Source organism: Rufibacter tibetensis (assembly GCF_001310085.1).
GTDB lineage: Bacteria > Bacteroidota > Bacteroidia > Cytophagales > Hymenobacteraceae > Nibribacter > Nibribacter tibetensis.
Window position 1 is genome coordinate 4,686,573 of the sequence record NZ_CP012643.1, and the last position, 17,103, is coordinate 4,703,675.

Genomic DNA, 17,103 nt, shown 5'->3' on the forward strand with positions numbered 1-17,103 from the left:
GGCCGTCGGCCGAGGTGACGTTTATACCTTGTTAGCACATGTATTTTTATCCAGCGTAGTCTAAACTATTTAAAAGTAATTTCTCTCTTTCTACTGATAAATAGTAAATAGTCATAGACTCTGCGCATCCAATGTCAGCGTCAACCAAGAACCTATTATCTATGGAGAGAGCGAACTCACTGGCGTTTTCTCGAAGGCTTAAGGTAAGTCCGTCTGGACACTCGTTGCTGTCTGGTTTGTATCCTTTAGGTGCGGAATCAAAGGAATATTTCTTCTCAAACTCCTTGTTATCTTTCAGTGAGTCCAGATTAATTGACTTGAGAAAGTCTACAAGAATTTCTTTGCTTGGCTGGGGGAAACTTAATCTCTGCCCTGCTGTCATTTGGACGGTGTCTTTCGAGGTGTAAGAATTGACTTGGGTAATCAGTTCATCTATCTGCTTATAGTCGCCTCTTATAATCTGTTCCCTTACCTCCGATAAGGGTTTTAGGCTTTCTGTGGCAGTTTGTTCTTTGGACTCCCTCTCAGGGTTGATTGAAGGGCTTTCCTTGGATTCAACGACAGATGTTTCTGTTTTGGTCCTGCCATCAGAGCAGCTTGATATTAAGAGAATTAAAGCGGCCAGAAAGAGGCTCAATTTTTTATTCATTTATGAGTAGTAACGTACTTGGCTTTGCGGTGGCGAAACTGCCGTGAAGGTGTTGTTGTATGGAGTTATTTCTCAAACTTTTGAATAGAAAGGCTTAAATCTTGTTGTGAGAGTGTAAAACTCACTGCCCAATGAAAATCTTCGTCTATTATGGCAAATATCCCATCTCCACCTTGGTCTGCCTTATCATGACTTAATGAGTGAATTATGAACTTTAACCAACTCTGTTCAATATTTATGTATCCAATACCCAAATATTGGTTTATGGCTTGGTCTATCACGTTTACTCTGAACCAAAGCAACCTTCTGTCATAGCCTGTTTCTCTATATTCGAGTTGTTTTGATTTTAGGAAGTTAGTTACCTCATTAATTTCATATGACAGCTTTCTGATGCTGAGAAAGTCATTTCTCGCAATGTTTATAGGGATATTGATTTCTGTAGTTTTTTCTCCAATCTCTTCTAAATCAATACCATTTTCATCTGTTATGTAATTAGAGATTATCTTTTTTTCATAAAATCCTAATTTGCTCTTTCCTATATTACTCATTTTTTATTTTAATTATTATAATTTCATACAACTACTGTATATAAGGAGCAGTTCCGCTTATTGGCACTGTAGCTCTATCTCAACTGACCAGCCAGGATTGTCAACCGTTGTGATTTTGATTCCAAAGCCATGTTCCCAATCCCCATCACAGTTGTTCCTATACCAATCCTGTATCCGCTCTAGTAGAGATTTGGTCATCTTTTTATTTTAATTAACCCTAACGGACTCGTGTAAACAACGTGCTAGGCCGTCGGCCGTGGCATGGTGTTTACACAATGTTAGGGGCAGTAATTTTTATTTTTTTAATGTGCCAAACAAGCCTCACTATATCCAATAACTTCTTGTTGTTCCAATTCAGTTAGATATTCTCTAATAGGATTGTAATCTACGTTAGAGGGAACGTCAACTGAAAAGTATTTAGAAAGGTGACTTAATTCAGAAGCGCATCCAAAATCTTTCAGCCGATTCCGCACCTTTTCAACATCTTCTTCTTTATAACAGAATACTTGAAGTGTGCTGTTTCCTGATTCTTTAACAAGTCCTTTTACAACTAATCTATCATCTTCCAATTCTGCGTGAACTATGTCTTCGCTGGAATAGCTTTTCACAAAAAAGGGTATGTTCTTCAATTTGTAAAGGCCTTCTTTCTCGTCCTCTACAGCCGCCCAAACACTCTCTATATAATCCTCGTCGAGAATGTCGTTGAAGAACTCAAAGTAAACTTTTATGTATTCTTCTGATTTCTCTTTCATTATTATTTATTGCCCCTAACGTACTTGGCTATGCAGCGGCAGAGCTGCTGTATAGGTGTTGTTATGGGTAGTTGTTCTTCCATGATTATTATCCCTCACTTAAATAGCTTAACTACTATATCATAAATCCCAAAAACTCCTATCATCAAGAAAATAAGACCACTTATAAAGTTGCGCGCCCCTGTCCAAAATAAAGTTTCATAAGAATTATATTTCCAAAACTTGTGCTTTATCAGGATAAAGATTCCAAGAGGAATACACAGTATGCTTAAAAGATGGCCAGAATGCATATGAAGTATAAACTATCATTTTTTACTTTCAAATTACCCATAACGTTTTGGCTAAAAAGCGTTTTAATGCTTTTTAGGTGTTGTTGTGGTAAGTTATTCACAAAAATCTTCTTTCATCTTGCTAATAACTTCGGTACCAAACTTTTCCTTCATTCCCAATTGCTCTGCTTTTTCTATATCTCTGCAAGCTGAAGCGGTTCTACCCATACCATGGTATGCCACTGCTCTATTCGCATAAATTTCAGGCAAAGTAGGTTTGATTTCAACGGCTCTATTAAAATCTTCTAATGCAGATGTAAATTGGTATGCATGAGCGTATGCTAACCCTCTGTTTAGAAGTGCAGGAATATAGTCTTCATCGATTTGAAGACATCTGCCAAAATCAATTATAGCTTCTTGGTTGTCTCCTAAGCGTTGATAGGCGACACCTCTATTTAAGTATAATTGTATATTGCCGCCATACTTTTTCTCTGCTAGGTTGAATTTTTGCATTGCTTCAGGGATTTTACCTTCTTTCAGCAATTTTATGGCTTCTTGAAGTATTGGATGCTTATCCCATTCAAAACTGCCTGCCACTTCTTCATCAGCATCATGGTATTGGACATTATCCTCCACTTTGACAGATTCGTCATTACAGCTTAAAATGGCACCTATTATTAATAGGCATAGGATTCGTATTTTCATTTTTAATTTAGCACAACTACGGGATATATGGAACAACTACGGTTATTGGCACTATGGATGGAAGTCTATCTATCCTTTTCAAACCTAAGTTTGAGTGGGTATGTACTAATCTATGTACCCTTACCATACAATATATGATTATACAATATATGTAAATTCCTTAATCATATACCTTCTCACACCCATTTTCTTGCACTTATCACATATAAGCTGAGCTTCAAACAAATCCATGATGATTATTATACTTCATTCTTTAATCCAAGAGGCATGGATTCTCTTTCATGAGCGGTTTCAGTCGTGGAACTTGGCACACCTGAAGATTAAAGTAACTAATATTTATCCGTAACTATTCGGGTATATCCGAATAGTTACGGATATAAGCGGATAGATTTGGAATCTGCTAGATAATAGCTTGTCTTATCAAACATTAGTTGAACTGGGCACTACTTTCCTGATTGAATCAATTTCAAAAGCTGAATAAGAACTTAAAGCTTAGTTAAAGAAACGAATGTATACCCTACTCCCCTACCCTCTTTTCACGATAGACGCTGGTTTGCAGCAATGGCACTTCAAAAAGTAAAGAAACTCAGTTAAATATTCAAAGTAATTTTATATATTTGCATAACGAGATATTTAACTAAATCCCTCTTTATGCTAATAGGCTACGCCAGGATTTCCACAATTCTTCAGAATGCTGATTTGCAACACGACACGCTCTCTCTTGCTGGGTGCGAAAAAATATTCACCGATAAGATTTCAGGTACTGTCACGGAGAGACCTGCTCTAACTAAGGTGAAGGAGATTCTGAGACGTGGGGATACTTTGGTGGTATGGCGGTTGGATAGATTAGGCAGGTCATTGAAAGACCTTATAGATTGGATGAACTACCTGGAGAGCGAAGGCATAGCCCTGAAAAGTTTGCAGGAGTCCATAGATACCAGCACCGCCACAGGAAAGCTGGTATTCCACATCTTCGCCTCCATGGCTGAGTTCGAGCGGAACCTTATAAAAGAACGCACAATGGCTGGTCTTTCTGCTGCCAGAGCTAGGGGTCGTGTGGGTGGTCGCCCAAAGAAGATGAACGAGGACAAGAGAAAGCTCGCTGTTCGTCTTTATAATGAGAAACACCATTCAATAGATGCTATCTGTGAGATGATGGGTATTTCAAAGCCTACTCTTTACAGCTATGTGAAAAGCGAATCGCGAAATTTAGAAATCAATTGATAAAAGGTGCAATATCAACAATGGCAGTCGTATCAGAAGGAGGGGCAACACTTAACATGCCGCCTCTCCCCTATTCTAAAAATATTATCACTGTTCAGGTGTTTCTCCTTCTTTTTTCTTTCTGCCTCGGTAGCCTCCCCGCCCGCTTTTCTTCTCCAGCTCACCGTTCTTAGCGTTGGCAATAAGGATTTCTATTTCATTCAGCACAATCCGCTGGTTGTTGACGAACTTGTCTAGCTGGCTTATCATGGCCTCCAGCAAATCCTTGTTCTTCTGCGCTTCCTTCAGGGTCTGTACAATCACATCAATATCCGTTGTCTTACCCATAGCTTTGCTTCTATATTTTATTTTGATTATTTATGCAATGATAACATATTTAATCAAAAGCTGAATCAGTTGAACGTTCTAAGTTTGTTTGATGGCATCAGTTGCGGCAGGCTCGCCCTGCAATCATCGGGAATCAAGATTAACAGATATTTCGCAAGCGAAATAGACAGTGCCGCCATTCATGTATCAAAGAAGAATTTCCCTGACACAATCCATATTGGTGACGTATCAAAGGTGTCTTTCAAAGACGGTCGTTTGATAACCGAGACTGGAACGTTTGATACAGGTTTGATAGACCTGGTTATTGGCGGACCTCCCTGCCAGTCTTTTTCAAAGCGTGGCAATCAGATGAACTTTGATGATAGCAGGGGCAAACTTTTCCATGAGTTTGAGCGGCTTCTAAAAGAAACCAAAGCCCCCCTGTTTCTGATGGAGAACGTGAAGATGAACAGAAAGCACCAGGATGTAATCAGCGGTATATTAGGTGTTGAACCCATCGAGATAAACTCTGCCCTGGTGACCGCACAGAACAGGGCAAGGCTCTACTGGACCAACATCGCAAACGTACAGCAACCCGCTGACAAAGGGATAAGGTTGCAGGAAATACTTGAAAGCGGTTATACCGAGAAGGAGAAGTCTTTCTGCATCACCGCCACCTACGGCAATGCCACGGTCCAGAACTACTTCATCAACAGCGAGAGGCAGCTCAAATTCATCCACCCCGTCAAAAAGAACGGCAGCAGGTATTACCTGCACGACAGAATCCAAGTAGATATCTACCCAGATAAAGGACTTGAGCGAAACTACTACAGCCTCCAACTTCTAAAACCTTATACTACCAGACTTTCCTGTGCGGAGGTGGAGAGACTTCAGGGTATACCTGTCGGCTATACTGAGGGCGTTCCAAACCACCAGCGGTACAAACTCATAGGCAATGCCTGGACCGTGCCCGTAATCTCCCACATCTTCACAGGTATAAGTTGTGACACTGTAGCTAATGGCTGCTTTCAGTAACTCGTTGGCTTCAGCACGAATTCCTGGAACTGCATCACATAATGGCTTACCTCGCCCGAATCGTTGGGTATCTCAAAATCTACCTTTATCATCTCTAGTTTGACCTTCACCCCCATGGTGGTGTACACCCCGAGCTGCCCGTCAAAGTAAACCAAAAGCACATTAATGCTTTGCGGGATAACGCAACTGTCTGATTCCAAGAATTGGTACATGGCAAACTCGTAGTCCTCACTGTCAGCAACGATGTGGTAGACGCAATCGCAGCTCCCCAGCTGCCCTACTACCTCTACCCTGTACAGACCGTCTATGCCCATTATCTCCAAGGGTTCTGGTAAGGCGAGCAGAAAACCGTCCTGCTCAACGATACCTGGAATACTAGGTAACTCGGAATAGTCACTATAGAATTCACCGAAAGTTTTGTTTTCAAGTTTCAGTTTCCTACGCTTCTCCATCTTCGTTCCCCTCCTGCATAGCCTTTAGTTTATCCGTGAGCGTCTTCAAGGACCAGGTGATTATCTGACCCTTGGTGACTTTCTTCTTCACTTTTCTGGACAAAAGCATCTTGAGCGTCTCAAGATGCTCGTCCGTTGCATCGGTGATTTTTACTGAGCGGTTCATCATATAGATATTCTTTTCTTTTAGGGTATATATCAATATTTGAAACCGCTTTTCTCCACTTCTCCACTAATCCACCGAAAACGACTTTATATAGATAGAGTAAAAAAGAAGGAGCCATGATTTTTCTACTAATCCTCTCACCTAAAATATATTCGTGAAAGTAGAGAACGTCAAGCTTAGCTCATTTCAGGTTGTCAAGCCAAGATACTGCGGGCATTCTTGATTCGGTTTAGCTACTTCATGGTTCACACTGTTCCTTGGCTAAGAATTTGTTACTATATTGTATTTTCAACATATTTAACAAACTGGCTTATAGCTTTTCTTGCATGAAAACCGATTGAACAGCCACCCATGAGCCGATGGCAATGAGGAAAACATCAGGGTTGATATTCCTTGCTCTCCTTGCAGGACTTGTTGCCTACTACTTTTACCCAGAACCAAAACCTGAAGGCACCACCATAGATAAACTTATAGTGCTTAAATCCGAGAGAAAGCTTCTAGCCTTCTCCAATGGCAAGCTCAAGAAAACCTATACAATCTCTTTAGGCAGAAACCCAAAGGGAGACAAGCAATATGAAGGTGATTCCAGGACCCCAGAAGGTAGTTACACTATCAACGATAAGAACCCAAACAGCGGATACCACAAGAACCTGGGGGTCTCCTACCCTGATTCTGAGGATATCAGGCAGGCCAAGATGCTAGGCAAGCCTGCGGGTGGAGCCATAAAAATACATGGCCTTCGTAACGGAACTGGATTTGTAGGCAAGTTCCACAGGTTGATGGACTGGACACAAGGCTGTATGGCTGTCACCAATGAAGAGGTTGATGAATTGTATAGCTCAGTTCCATTGGGTACGCCTATACTTATTGAACCATGAAATAATAACACAAATCATCTAGCCACTATGGAGGATTTGGCCAGCAAACTCAGAACCAAAGGCGATAACATCAAACAGTTTCTGTTCATCTTCGCAAACAAACTCAAAACGTTTTAACGAAACATTTACATGGAAACCATACTCAATGATGGGTACTGCCCAGAATGCCTTATAAACGGCAGAAGCGTAAGCCTCCAACTCAATAATGAAGACTTCTGGGAATGCCCAGAGACAAACCTACAATTGGCGGTGTATGGCATTGAGGCAGTAACGTTGAAGTTCAGGGGTGTTGGTCAGTTCAGAAGTAAAGCTACCTATGGCTCTGACCAAATAGACGGGGCTATTCTTTTCCGTTCTAAAGGAGTCTCCACGGACTCAGACAGGTCTGCATTCAGCTCTGAGGAAGAGCTAAGGGAATACCTTACCAATGAAGTTGAGCCGCAGAAAGAGTTTAACCTATCTAATCTGGCGGACTCCTATGCGAAATACAGATATGGAAACCCATTCACCCATGAAAACTCCCCCCTGCCCTACCAACGGCAATCCAGGTTCTTTAATATTGACTTTGAGAATAAGGAGATAATAAGGAAGCTGGAAATACGTGATGCGGAAGAGGGTGTGGAATCTCTACGCTCATACACGCACCTCTATAGTCTGTTGATGAATCTGTTTCAACGGTATCAAGACGGTAACATAAACTGGCTACCAGAAATGGGCATGAGCCTTAATCAACTTGAATTGTGCAACAAGCACCTTCATAATCAACCAGAGCCAGTAACCAATGTGGAAGACAAAACTATCCTGCGGAAGAGGCTTATGGATTTCATTGTAGACCTTATTGAAATCATCTACCACGGCAAGGCCATTGAAGCTACTACTGTACATTCTATGTCATACCAAAATTCTTCAACTGTACCTAAGGCTGATTTCACACTTACCTTGCAGGATATCCTGAACCTAAAGACTGACCTGTTCAGGAACGCCAAGGTGAAACTGGTTCGCCATAAGGATAACAGGAAAGAGTACCGTGAACTGATTAGGGGTAAGTCAACGCTGCTCGAATACCAAAGACAGCAGAGCAAGGAAGTCTTCAAAGGATGTGATTACATCATCTCGTTCATAGGCCAAGAAAGCACCAAATCCCTCCTTTTCGGCATTTACAAAGTGAACGGGATAGAAAAGCGGGAGAACTACTTCTACTATGATTTGGAGCAGGTGCATGAACTGGATTACCTCTATGACCGAGTGGTGATTGATTGGGGCGCAAGTGCAATCACGTGGCACCAATGGTATGACAAACAGCCAAAGGAAATCGTGCAGATACTACCTAAAGGTTACTTAGGCTCCTTCCCTGGCTTGCTAAATTTTGTGCTTGACTTTGACGAGCTTGAAAAGCTCATTGAAAACCCTGACGCCAATCAAGATTGGAAAAATCACCTGTCTTCTGTCAACGGAGTCTATATGATATGGGATACCAAGACGGGAAACCAGTATATCGGCTCAGCATACGGTAAAGACGGTGTATGGCAGCGATGGAGCGAATATGTTACCTCTAACCATGGCGGAAATAAGAAACTTATTGAGCTTTGCGCTGAAACTGGTTACCACAGAAACTTCCGCTTTTCCTTACTTCAATCCTTGCCGAGTAATATGGACAAGAAGGAAGTGATTGCCATTGAATCACTGCTGAAGCAAAAACTCGGCACAAGGGTTCATGGATTGAACTCGAACTGAAAACACACCTGTACAACCATGGTAAATATTGACAACATTATATTCGAGGAACCACGGAAGACCTTCATGGAGATTCTGAAGGTGAACCAACGGGAAGTACCCTTCGCCAATCTATTAGGCTTCTTCTTCAGACCGAGGGAAAGGCATGGTCTCAATAAATTGTTCCTTGAAGCACTACTTAACACATGGTGTTCTGACATTGGGCATGCAGATAATGGTGACGGTGAAAGCATCGTCAGGAACAGAGGTTACAAGAATAACTTAACGAGCCGATTAGCAAATGGAAGTATAGAATCTTCATCAATACTAGTTAAGGTGGAGCAACCGACTGGACTTGAAAAAAGGATAGATATTCTGATTGAATCTGATGATTTTGTGGTTTGCATTGAATTTAAAATCAACCATGACCTTGATAATCCGCTTGAAGAATATAAGCGATATGTCATTGAGAATTACCCTGGCAAACTACACTTCTATATTGTACTGACTCCTTTCAAAAAAGAAGCAATCGGTGAAGCCCGAAGGTACTTCGGACAGCATACAGAGTTCAAACAAGTTATTTTGAGTCATTTTTTCCTACAGGTAAAGGAGGAACTCCACCGCTTCCATACTAATGAAAACGAAGTAAATGAATACTACAGGTACTTCACTGATTTTGTGCAGACAGTTGAGAACAGAAAGATTAAGACTCTCAGGTCTCAGGCGTTTAAGACCCTTCAAGGTGAACTAAACAAGAGTGGCTTGAATTGCGAGTATCACACAAAGAACGGTGGCTTCCTTGAAATAAAAGTCAAAAATGAGGCTTCAAAAATCCGCCTCAAACCCGATGGGTGGCAGCTTGAAAAATGGGTAAACAAAAAGCTGACAGACTACACATTGCTTCTTGATAAGAGTACTGGTTTTGAGCAATTACTAGGTGAAATCAAAGCATTTCATAAGCTTATCAAAACCACAGTAAGCTTAGTAGATTGATAATTATTAAATAAGCAGACCATTCTCAATACTAATTGCATAAATGCCTATCTACCATAAATTTTTAAACAAAAACTGGGGCAATGGCTTCCAGACTCATAACTCAATATTGGACACTGTTCCCTATGAGCCAGAAGCAATTTTCATTGGCACATTCAACCATGGTTGGGATTGGAACAATGCTGAATTCTTCTACGGTCGTGGCATGTATATGTGGACTATCCTGTCCAACCTCTTCCTGCATAATCAAAATTTAGAAGTTCAACGGGTCATAGCAGGGAATGACATTGTGCCATTTGAAATATGCCAGCGGGGCAAAATTATCTTTGCAGATATCGTGAAAGGCACAAAGCCGCATATACTTACTCAACAGGAAGGGAATAGTATTATCGTAAATAACAACTATATATGGGATGATTATGGGGATGACCATTTAGATACAATGGGAGCAAATGAGTGGCTGGATGATAACGTGGAAGATATAGTGAAATTCATAAACTCTACGGAATCCATTAAGCACATCTACTTTACTTTCAAATCTGGTGGTTGGTTAGTTGATAAACTCAATTTGATAATTGCTCAAACTCCCACAGTTACAGCCTGCTCTATCTTCACCCCTACGGGAAGCGGCTTCAGACAGAATCTTATGCAATACCCTGCACGTGCATGGTCACTTGCCCATTGCTGGGTATGGAACGGCTTACCGCACGAAACTCCTATTAACAAACCTAGTTATGGTCACTTCAACCACGATTGGCTCATAACCAATGAGGTAAATCCCAACAATTTTTGAAATTATTGTGATAACAGACCAAGACACCGATTTCCTTTACCTGGCTGATACACTACCCAAGATGTATCTAGCTTTCTACAAGTGTTTTGAACGAACCTTGAATGAGGCAGGAATAGAATTTTATCTTCTTCCCAACACTAAAGATGTTTGGGCGGTGGATTATATGCCTATTCAGGTGACCAGAGACGAATTCGTTCAGTTCGCCTACAACCCAAGTTATCTTCAGCCTAAGGTATGGCAGAAGACCATATCAAACGTGGACAACATTTGCACTTCTATAAACATACAGCCTAAGAAATCAAGAATACTAGTTGACGGTGGCAACGTGGTGAAAGCCACAGACAAGGTTATCATGTGCCATAGCGTGTTCACCGAGAACCCCAATGTACCAGAGAAGCAACTAATAAAGGAATTGATGGAGCTTTTCCAGGTTGACCAGCTTATCTTCATCCCAACACAGCCCAAGGACTTCACTGGCCATGCTGACGGTATAGTTCGGTTCCTAGACGATAAGACTGTGTTGATAAACAAATACACAAAGGAGGATAAGGGGTTCGGTTTAACCGTCAAGACGGCACTCCACAACGCTGGGCTGGATTGGGTGGAGATTCCATACAACCCCTATTCAAATGCCAAATACAAACATTCTAACGGGATTTACATCAACTACCTACAGATGAAGGATTCTTTAATACTTCCTGTTTTCGGTCAGAAAGAAGACGAAGAAGTAGTAAGGCTGTTTGAGCAGCTATTCCCTAAATTGAAGATTGCAACGGTTAACAGCAATGAGTTAGCCTATGCAGGTGGTATCTTAAATTGTATCACCTGGAACATCAAACTTTAATTTTTTGCAAGAATTTTCTCAGTTTTATTTCTTAGGCGATGGTCACTTTATTAGAAAATAATTCTAATTACCATTAGAAATAATCTACAAACATTGTGCATAAGTTGCCATAGCAAGAAGACAATAGCAGAGAATCAGAAACCTATAGCATTTGATGCACTGTCAGAAAAGCTAAAAGGATTATTGAAATAAAAACAAAGGTGAGCTGCAAAGCAGCTTATGACATACCGTTTGCTCTCCTTATCATATCAAGGTAATCTTGATAACTTTGTTTACTATAGTTTAATGATTTTGCTAAACCTTCTATTCCTGGAAATAAAATTTCAGAATTTATATTCATTTCTCTTAAATGTTTAAGAACTGATAATTGAATTTCTTTTGGTATGTTAATTTTCAACAGACTTAGTTGGCCTCTTACGAATGAATTTGCACCTGCAATAAGGTCTTGAATATCTACAATATTAGGGTCATTGTTACCTAAATAATCAGACAAATTATCCATAAATGAATTCTGTATATTTGTAGGCATTATAAATAGACCTTGTTGTCTATAAAGTCTTTCATTGATATTCTTTGGATGTACCAATACAAGTTTATTTATTGTATTGCCTACTTCTTTAATATACTTATTAGCTAATTCTAAAGAGAATGCATCTAATTCCTGTGCTGAAGCAGATGTTTTTTGCTTTTCTCTTCTAAACTCAGTATAAGTGTTATAGTTTACAACATATTTGTTTAATGCCCATACAGCAGAGTCCGTTGAACTTTCAAAGATTGCCATAAATGTTGCAACAAATAATGAATCAGAAAAGTCTACTAATCTTGTGCATGCACCATAATGTTGCATGATTGATAGCCATTCTACATAATCATCTTCGTTTATATTTTTGGATTTAAATAGAGAATATTTCCATTGGAATTCTTCTATCATTTGCATTTCTTGAGAATGCATAAAAGGTGTACGTGTTTGCTCTGAATATAAACGATTCATTAATCGCTCAAGTGAAGATGTTATTTTCCAATCTTTGTTAGATTGGCCTCTAAATACTAAATCATCTAATAACTTATCACTTAGTTTAAATATATCTTTCCAATCATTTAACGAAGTTTCCAAAAATGAGCGGGATTCTTGCATGGTTATTTAACTTTTAGATTGATTTATTAGCTGAGTAAAATAGTTGTTTTGCTTATAAATATCACAAAATACAATAATAAAACTTTATTTGAAAAATAATATATCAAACGTTTATTATCATACAGCAATGGGGATAGTTAGTTTGAAGAATAGGCTTCAAGCATACTACCATCTTCTTAACTAAAAATCTTCATCTGTGTCCTCTTCCTGTGATGCATCAAGGGCTATACTCTTCTTATAGATATTGATTATCCTTTGATATTCTTTCAAGGCATCGGCAGCCCATATATCGCTTTTATTACGTGGCGGTGTGAACAGAACATCAAACAAGCCCTCTATATCAAATTCTGAGTTCTGCAATGGGTCTTCATGCTGGAATACGGCATTCTTTTCCTTTCTGTGATTATGGTATTTCATATCTGTGTAGTGTTGTTTCTTCTTATATATTCAGAATCAGACACTACATGACCATTGGACTACCTTTCATTGAGGCATAAAGCTTGAGCTACCCTGCATTTTATACAACATAATGATATATACTATACCTATTAATATCATTAAATCTTATCCTGGATGATGATAATGTATACTTAATCAATAAGCAAGTATTTAAAAAACGGTAGTATTACCCTATTACATAATACCTATCTTCTACCTTCTATACTGGTGAAATATCTTACCTAACCATATTAATCTTTCATAAACCAAATAATTCCAACCATAAATTTTATCTATGTATCACCACTGATTCAATAATCGTTTCTCATACCCAAAATGAGAAACGGCACATGTATGAAATTTAAATGAAATAGAATAAAACTTAATAGATGTAGCTTGTATAATATGATATATAAACTAAAATATAACATAAACAAGTGAAAGAGATTACAGAAAAGGAATGCACGGTAGTAAGGGTTAACACTTACACAAGAGAGAGATTGAACAAGCTAAGGAAAAAGATTAGCAAAGACACAGGGTTTAACATATCAACAGATGCACTGATTAACCTCATTATAGATGGCTTTGACCACCAAAAAATAAGGTTGGTCAATGTCACTGAATGTAAATAACCAGAACCTAAAATATCACTTCGTACCAGCAAACCTAAGCATCAACGACCTCAATGTAGCTCTTACGGGTAAGCCAGGTGTTGGACTAATCACCCATAAAGCGTTGAACTTCTACACACTTATTGTGAAGAAGCTAATCAATAACATCCTATTCGATGATGGCAAAAGCAAGTGGGTGTGCATCAACCACCTTGAGAGAAGGTGTCTATTAGGAAAAGACTATAAGGAAACTATCAAACTGCTTGTAAATGCTGAGTTACTGTTGGAAGACCCAAAATGGATTCATTTCAAGGGCGGTAAAAATAACGAGACTAAGAAATACGCACTACCTACACATTTACTTAAAGGAGATAAGGTATTTCAGCAGGTCAAGATATCCAACAAGACTTCAATCCAGAAGATGATTGCAAGGTTCAATAACCTCAGGCTGAAGAATTCGAAGCATGAGTTCTGGCGCAACAAGATGATTCATGCCAGCAAAAGGTTGCTACTCCATGATAATGAAGAATCACGTGCCGCAGTACAGGCGCACATAGACAAGGTGAACAGCAGTAACCGTAGGTTCAAGCTTCGCCTAAGCGCAAAAGAAATCGTAGATGTGTTCAACTATAGTGCGCTTGACCAAGGCAACATTGACCCATTCGGGAAGCGTGTGCATACCAGGGTGACCAACATGGCAAAGGGTATCAGGAGGTTCCTTTACTTCGATAACAGACCTAATGAGAAGTTAGGGTGCGTTGACATCGTGAACAGCCAGCCAGTGTTTATGAGCATCGCAACACCAGCAATCATCCACCAGTTTACACCTGAATTGATAGAGGCCATGCCCACTGTGGCGAAATATCACAATGACCCAGAGGTACTACAATTTAAGCAGATTTGCGGTGACGGTTCAATCTATGAACATATAATGGACTATTTCTCTGCAAAGGGCATTAAGATAACACGTGACCAAGCCAAGCCTATTGCCTATACATGCTTCTTCGGCAACTACATCCCCTATGAACTAGATAAACTGAAGACTGAACACAAAAAAATGGCTTACCAGTTCTTAAAGGATGAATACAATGGAATGTACAGGATGTTCAGAGAAATGAAGCTGGGTAAGTGGTCTGAGAACAACGGCAATAGACAAAAAGACTACGCCAATAACTGCATGCTTGCCCAAAGATTGGAGAGTTCAATCTTCTTCACCATCATAGTACCCGCTGTGTGGGATGCGGGTTATCATGACATCACAACCATTCACGATAGTATCATGGCTCCTGAGCAGGACTGTGATGCTATCAAGCAGGTTATGATGAACGAGTTCAAGAAGTTGAATATTAAGTTGAAGCTATCGTCTTAACGTCACTGTAGAGGCTCATATGAACTATTGACAACTCCGAATTAGGATTTGAAAACAAGACATTCGTTTTCAAACAAAATGAATCAAGTTTTCAAAGTGATAACCTAGTAAAAGCCATTACCTAGTATATACAATCATGAAGTCATATCAGGTCTTTTGCGTTCAAGCAGAAGACCTGATATCCTTTTACCTGTTTCTCTTCCAAAAATTGTTCGGCTTCCTCCCTCAAATCGAAGAGCATGGCTGAGCTAACGAGTACAGTAGTTGTAAATGCCCATCTACCATTTTGGCTCAAGGCGTTTTTTACAAAGAAAGGAAGTTCGGAATTTGGCCTGGGCAATTCTATTATGACCCATTTCCCAGTGAAGTTTACCGCAAAATGTTCCGATTGATAATATCTTTTCTTATCTTCAATATAGCTACTGCCTTTCATTGCATCTTTCAGTTTTTACCAATTATACCCATCCGTTATGATAAACATAAGCAAAGATTCTTATGTTCAAACTAATGGCACTATACGTTATCATAATCAACTTAATCAATGTTAATCATTTAATAATTAAGATTATATTAAAATGAAAAAAGATATAAATAACGCAAACAACAAAGAAAGCATATTGAAAGAAAAGAAAGAAAGGTTTTCAACGTACTTATCTGTAATTACAGTTATTCTTAGCTTAGCAGCTTTTGTAATAAGCATGATAACACTGCTTGACCAACATAAAATGCAAGCTTATACATACTGGCAAGATTATTTGAACTTAGCTGTAGAGAACCCTAAGCTGGCAAATGGATTAACTACAATCGATAAAATAAGTATAATTGAGATTGCAAAAATGGAGCCTGGTACGCCAGGCCACATAGATTCTACCCGTGATAAATTTGTAGAATATGCATGGTTCGTCACCAATACACTTAATGCCGCGGAAATTGTACATAATCTTCATAGCAGAGACAAATATTGGAGAGAAACGATATTAGACGTCCTGAAAAAACATACAGCTTTTTACAAGAGCCGCAGCTTCAACTTCGAAGATTACGAAGAAGACTTTCAGGCTATAATCAAAAATGCTATCGCAAAGAAGATGGCAGAAGATAAAGAGAGAGCAATAAAAAATGGAAAAATAAATTAACAAATCACCAATTCAAACAATCAAAATGATTTAATATATATCTTAAAAGATATTTTTAAATCATTTTATACTAATAAATTCATATACAATACTATGTACATCAATTAAGTACACTAAAACATATCAAATGTTATCAAGCTCCCAAGCGTCTGAATCACCTTCATAAGCTTCATAGAATGACATTTCATCCCAACTAGAATAACCATATCTACTTGGCCTTGAGTCTTCATCATTCGAATGGTCTTCAACAACCAGAGACTCAAATTTATCAATCTTAGCTTTATTTAGCTCTTTAATTCTATCAGGAAAACTGTATCGCCCAATTTCAATGTTAGGGCTATACTCGTATAATCCCCCTTCCTTACGAACAACATCGACTCCGATAAACTTTGAGATTCGCATATTCTCAAGTTCGCTTATTTCATCAGCAGGTATAAAGAACCCAGCTATGTTTTCTATGCACCAAGATATGTATTGTGGGTCTGCCCCTACGGGTAACCTTTTGGCATAGTCCTGGCTGAACTTAGCCAGCGATAAAAATCCACCAAACTCTGCCCCTGTCCTCTGATTTCCGATGGACAGGCAATAAGCTATATCAGATTCTACATTATTTGTTATTTCCGCTAAAGAACTACCATACGAAACTTCACTTCCATCAACTCCTTCTTCATAAAAGGATAGGGTTCTGATTTCATGTTCGGTCACATCAAACTTGTCCACACATTGAAAAGAAGTCGTGTCAATGTAATCTTCATAATGAAGCCTTAAACTACCATTAAGAATTAAGTCTGCATAATCTTTTAACAGAACTCTGTCAATATTAAGTGTTCCTCTGTATACATCCAAAAGCTTCAATCCTTTGTATTTTCCAAACCCTAAAATATCTTGAATGTGCATGTTGTTAGTTTATAGATGAATCACTGTGAACAAATGACTACAAAGCTTTATAATGAAGTTAGATTTTGTAGAGCTTCTACTTTCAAGAATAATAATTTATTTATAATAAATATAAAATAATATTATACAATCATGGTAGTATCCATTTTCCATAATTCAGATAAAAGCAGAAGAGGTTGCCCGAATGATGTGG

Annotated in this window: 21 protein-coding genes; 9 read left to right on the forward strand and 12 right to left on the reverse strand. The window is 39.0% G+C overall.

Annotated elements, in window-relative coordinates:
• Positions 1-46: 46 nt before the first annotated feature.
• The 5 genes from DC20_RS19365 to DC20_RS19385 form a co-directional block, all read right to left on the reverse strand.
• A complete protein-coding gene (locus DC20_RS19365; RefSeq protein WP_062545349.1) occupies positions 47-649 on the reverse strand; it encodes a hypothetical protein in 603 nt (200 codons plus the stop codon).
• 65 nt (positions 650-714) lie between these two features.
• Positions 715-1,197: a hypothetical protein gene (locus tag DC20_RS19370; protein ID WP_062545350.1), complete on the reverse strand. Its 483-nt coding sequence runs from the start codon at positions 1,195-1,197 to the stop codon at positions 715-717.
• Between the two features lie 57 nt (positions 1,198-1,254).
• The gene (locus DC20_RS23715) at positions 1,255-1,395 is read right to left on the reverse strand and encodes an Imm53 family immunity protein (protein WP_083470386.1); all 141 of its coding nucleotides are present in this window, start codon (positions 1,393-1,395) and stop codon (positions 1,255-1,257) included.
• Positions 1,396-1,499: 104 nt separating this feature from the next.
• A complete protein-coding gene (locus DC20_RS19375) occupies positions 1,500-1,949 on the reverse strand; it encodes a DUF4265 domain-containing protein (protein ID WP_062545351.1) in 450 nt (149 codons plus the stop codon).
• 383 nt (positions 1,950-2,332) lie between these two features.
• The gene (locus DC20_RS19385; RefSeq protein WP_062545353.1) at positions 2,333-2,923 is read right to left on the reverse strand and encodes a tetratricopeptide repeat protein; all 591 of its coding nucleotides are present in this window, start codon (positions 2,921-2,923) and stop codon (positions 2,333-2,335) included.
• Between the two features lie 651 nt (positions 2,924-3,574).
• On the opposite strand from DC20_RS19385, the gene DC20_RS19390 reads away from it, so the two are divergent.
• A complete protein-coding gene (locus DC20_RS19390) occupies positions 3,575-4,147 on the forward strand; it encodes a recombinase family protein (RefSeq protein WP_062545354.1) in 573 nt (190 codons plus the stop codon).
• Positions 4,148-4,234: 87 nt separating this feature from the next.
• Here the strand turns inward: DC20_RS19390 and DC20_RS19395 are convergent, their stop codons facing one another.
• Complete coding sequence (locus DC20_RS19395) at positions 4,235-4,474, reverse strand: hypothetical protein (protein WP_062545355.1); 240 nt, start codon at positions 4,472-4,474, stop codon at positions 4,235-4,237.
• 69 nt (positions 4,475-4,543) lie between these two features.
• On the opposite strand from DC20_RS19395, the gene DC20_RS19400 reads away from it, so the two are divergent.
• Complete coding sequence (locus DC20_RS19400; protein WP_071885513.1) at positions 4,544-5,488, forward strand: DNA cytosine methyltransferase; 945 nt, start codon at positions 4,544-4,546, stop codon at positions 5,486-5,488.
• Here the strand turns inward: DC20_RS19400 and DC20_RS19405 are convergent.
• Together DC20_RS19405 and DC20_RS19410 are read right to left on the reverse strand one after the other, a co-directional pair.
• Positions 5,482-5,802: a hypothetical protein gene (locus tag DC20_RS19405; RefSeq protein ID WP_157593290.1), complete on the reverse strand. Its 321-nt coding sequence runs from the start codon at positions 5,800-5,802 to the stop codon at positions 5,482-5,484. The genes DC20_RS19400 and DC20_RS19405 overlap by 7 nt on opposite strands.
• Positions 5,803-5,926: 124 nt before the next feature.
• Positions 5,927-6,109, reverse strand: coding sequence for a hypothetical protein (locus DC20_RS19410; protein WP_157593292.1), 183 nt, complete (start codon positions 6,107-6,109; stop codon positions 5,927-5,929).
• A 356-nt stretch (positions 6,110-6,465) separates the two neighbouring features.
• Here DC20_RS19410 and DC20_RS19415 point away from each other — a divergent pair, with 356 nt between their 5' ends.
• The 5 genes from DC20_RS19415 to DC20_RS19435 all read left to right on the forward strand — a co-directional run bounded on the left by DC20_RS19415 (position 6,466) and on the right by DC20_RS19435 (position 11,327).
• Complete coding sequence (locus DC20_RS19415) at positions 6,466-6,984, forward strand: L,D-transpeptidase family protein (RefSeq protein WP_218918718.1); 519 nt, start codon at positions 6,466-6,468, stop codon at positions 6,982-6,984.
• A 129-nt stretch (positions 6,985-7,113) separates the two neighbouring features.
• On the forward strand, positions 7,114-8,718 hold the full coding sequence (locus DC20_RS22700) for a GIY-YIG nuclease family protein (protein WP_062545360.1): 1,605 nt from the start codon (positions 7,114-7,116) through the stop codon (positions 8,716-8,718).
• Between the two features lie 18 nt (positions 8,719-8,736).
• Positions 8,737-9,690: a PD-(D/E)XK nuclease family protein gene (locus DC20_RS19425; protein WP_062545361.1), complete on the forward strand. Its 954-nt coding sequence runs from the start codon at positions 8,737-8,739 to the stop codon at positions 9,688-9,690.
• Between the two features lie 43 nt (positions 9,691-9,733).
• Entirely contained in the window at positions 9,734-10,483 is a 750-nt protein-coding gene (locus tag DC20_RS19430) for a hypothetical protein (protein WP_062545362.1), read from the forward strand.
• Between the two features lie 7 nt (positions 10,484-10,490).
• The gene (locus DC20_RS19435) at positions 10,491-11,327 is read left to right on the forward strand and encodes an agmatine deiminase family protein (RefSeq protein WP_062545363.1); all 837 of its coding nucleotides are present in this window, start codon (positions 10,491-10,493) and stop codon (positions 11,325-11,327) included.
• A 217-nt stretch (positions 11,328-11,544) separates the two neighbouring features.
• Here DC20_RS19435 and DC20_RS19440 read toward each other — a convergent pair whose 3' ends face one another.
• Together DC20_RS19440 and DC20_RS19445 are read right to left on the reverse strand one after the other, a co-directional pair.
• Positions 11,545-12,462, reverse strand: a complete 918-nt coding sequence (locus DC20_RS19440) for an FRG domain-containing protein (RefSeq protein WP_062545364.1) — start codon at positions 12,460-12,462, stop codon at positions 11,545-11,547.
• Positions 12,463-12,642: 180 nt separating this feature from the next.
• Positions 12,643-12,879 carry a hypothetical protein gene (locus tag DC20_RS19445; protein WP_062545365.1) on the reverse strand — a complete coding sequence of 79 codons (237 nt, stop codon included), beginning with the start codon at positions 12,877-12,879 and terminating at the stop codon, positions 12,643-12,645.
• Between the two features lie 633 nt (positions 12,880-13,512).
• Between DC20_RS19445 and DC20_RS19450 the strand changes: the two genes are divergently transcribed.
• Positions 13,513-14,880 (forward strand): hypothetical protein, encoded by a 1,368-nt coding sequence (locus tag DC20_RS19450; RefSeq protein WP_062545366.1) that lies wholly within the window; start codon positions 13,513-13,515, stop codon positions 14,878-14,880.
• Between the two features lie 142 nt (positions 14,881-15,022).
• Here the strand turns inward: DC20_RS19450 and DC20_RS19455 are convergent, their stop codons facing one another.
• Positions 15,023-15,313, reverse strand: a complete 291-nt coding sequence (locus tag DC20_RS19455; RefSeq protein WP_062545367.1) for a hypothetical protein — start codon at positions 15,311-15,313, stop codon at positions 15,023-15,025.
• 142 nt (positions 15,314-15,455) lie between these two features.
• Between DC20_RS19455 and DC20_RS19460 the strand changes: the two genes are divergently transcribed.
• Positions 15,456-16,013, forward strand: a complete 558-nt coding sequence (locus tag DC20_RS19460; RefSeq protein ID WP_062545368.1) for a hypothetical protein — start codon at positions 15,456-15,458, stop codon at positions 16,011-16,013.
• Between the two features lie 123 nt (positions 16,014-16,136).
• Here the strand turns inward: DC20_RS19460 and DC20_RS19465 are convergent, their stop codons facing one another.
• Positions 16,137-16,910, reverse strand: coding sequence for a hypothetical protein (locus tag DC20_RS19465; RefSeq protein ID WP_062545369.1), 774 nt, complete (start codon positions 16,908-16,910; stop codon positions 16,137-16,139).
• Positions 16,911-17,103 lie beyond the last annotated feature (193 nt).

Coding starts and splice junctions, on each gene's coding strand:
- DC20_RS19405 (WP_157593290.1), bottom strand. CDS start 5,802: ATGGGCATAGACGGTCTGTACAGGGTAGAGGTAGTAGGGCAGCTGGGG.
- DC20_RS19455 (WP_062545367.1), bottom strand. CDS start 15,313: ATGAAAGGCAGTAGCTATATTGAAGATAAGAAAAGATATTATCAATCG.
- DC20_RS19365 (WP_062545349.1), bottom strand. CDS start 649: ATGAATAAAAAATTGAGCCTCTTTCTGGCCGCTTTAATTCTCTTAATA.
- DC20_RS19445 (WP_062545365.1), bottom strand. CDS start 12,879: ATGAAATACCATAATCACAGAAAGGAAAAGAATGCCGTATTCCAGCAT.
- DC20_RS19390 (WP_062545354.1), top strand. CDS start 3,575: ATGCTAATAGGCTACGCCAGGATTTCCACAATTCTTCAGAATGCTGAT.
- DC20_RS19450 (WP_062545366.1), top strand. CDS start 13,513: ATGTCACTGAATGTAAATAACCAGAACCTAAAATATCACTTCGTACCA.
- DC20_RS19430 (WP_062545362.1), top strand. CDS start 9,734: ATGCCTATCTACCATAAATTTTTAAACAAAAACTGGGGCAATGGCTTC.
- DC20_RS19440 (WP_062545364.1), bottom strand. CDS start 12,462: ATGCAAGAATCCCGCTCATTTTTGGAAACTTCGTTAAATGATTGGAAA.
- DC20_RS19375 (WP_062545351.1), bottom strand. CDS start 1,949: ATGAAAGAGAAATCAGAAGAATACATAAAAGTTTACTTTGAGTTCTTC.
- DC20_RS19415 (WP_218918718.1), top strand. CDS start 6,466: ATGGCAATGAGGAAAACATCAGGGTTGATATTCCTTGCTCTCCTTGCA.
- DC20_RS19425 (WP_062545361.1), top strand. CDS start 8,737: ATGGTAAATATTGACAACATTATATTCGAGGAACCACGGAAGACCTTC.
- DC20_RS19385 (WP_062545353.1), bottom strand. CDS start 2,923: ATGAAAATACGAATCCTATGCCTATTAATAATAGGTGCCATTTTAAGC.
- DC20_RS19410 (WP_157593292.1), bottom strand. CDS start 6,109: ATGATGAACCGCTCAGTAAAAATCACCGATGCAACGGACGAGCATCTT.
- DC20_RS19460 (WP_062545368.1), top strand. CDS start 15,456: ATGAAAAAAGATATAAATAACGCAAACAACAAAGAAAGCATATTGAAA.
- DC20_RS22700 (WP_062545360.1), top strand. CDS start 7,114: ATGGAAACCATACTCAATGATGGGTACTGCCCAGAATGCCTTATAAAC.
- DC20_RS19370 (WP_062545350.1), bottom strand. CDS start 1,197: ATGAGTAATATAGGAAAGAGCAAATTAGGATTTTATGAAAAAAAGATA.
- DC20_RS19465 (WP_062545369.1), bottom strand. CDS start 16,910: ATGCACATTCAAGATATTTTAGGGTTTGGAAAATACAAAGGATTGAAG.
- DC20_RS19395 (WP_062545355.1), bottom strand. CDS start 4,474: ATGGGTAAGACAACGGATATTGATGTGATTGTACAGACCCTGAAGGAA.
- DC20_RS23715 (WP_083470386.1), bottom strand. CDS start 1,395: ATGACCAAATCTCTACTAGAGCGGATACAGGATTGGTATAGGAACAAC.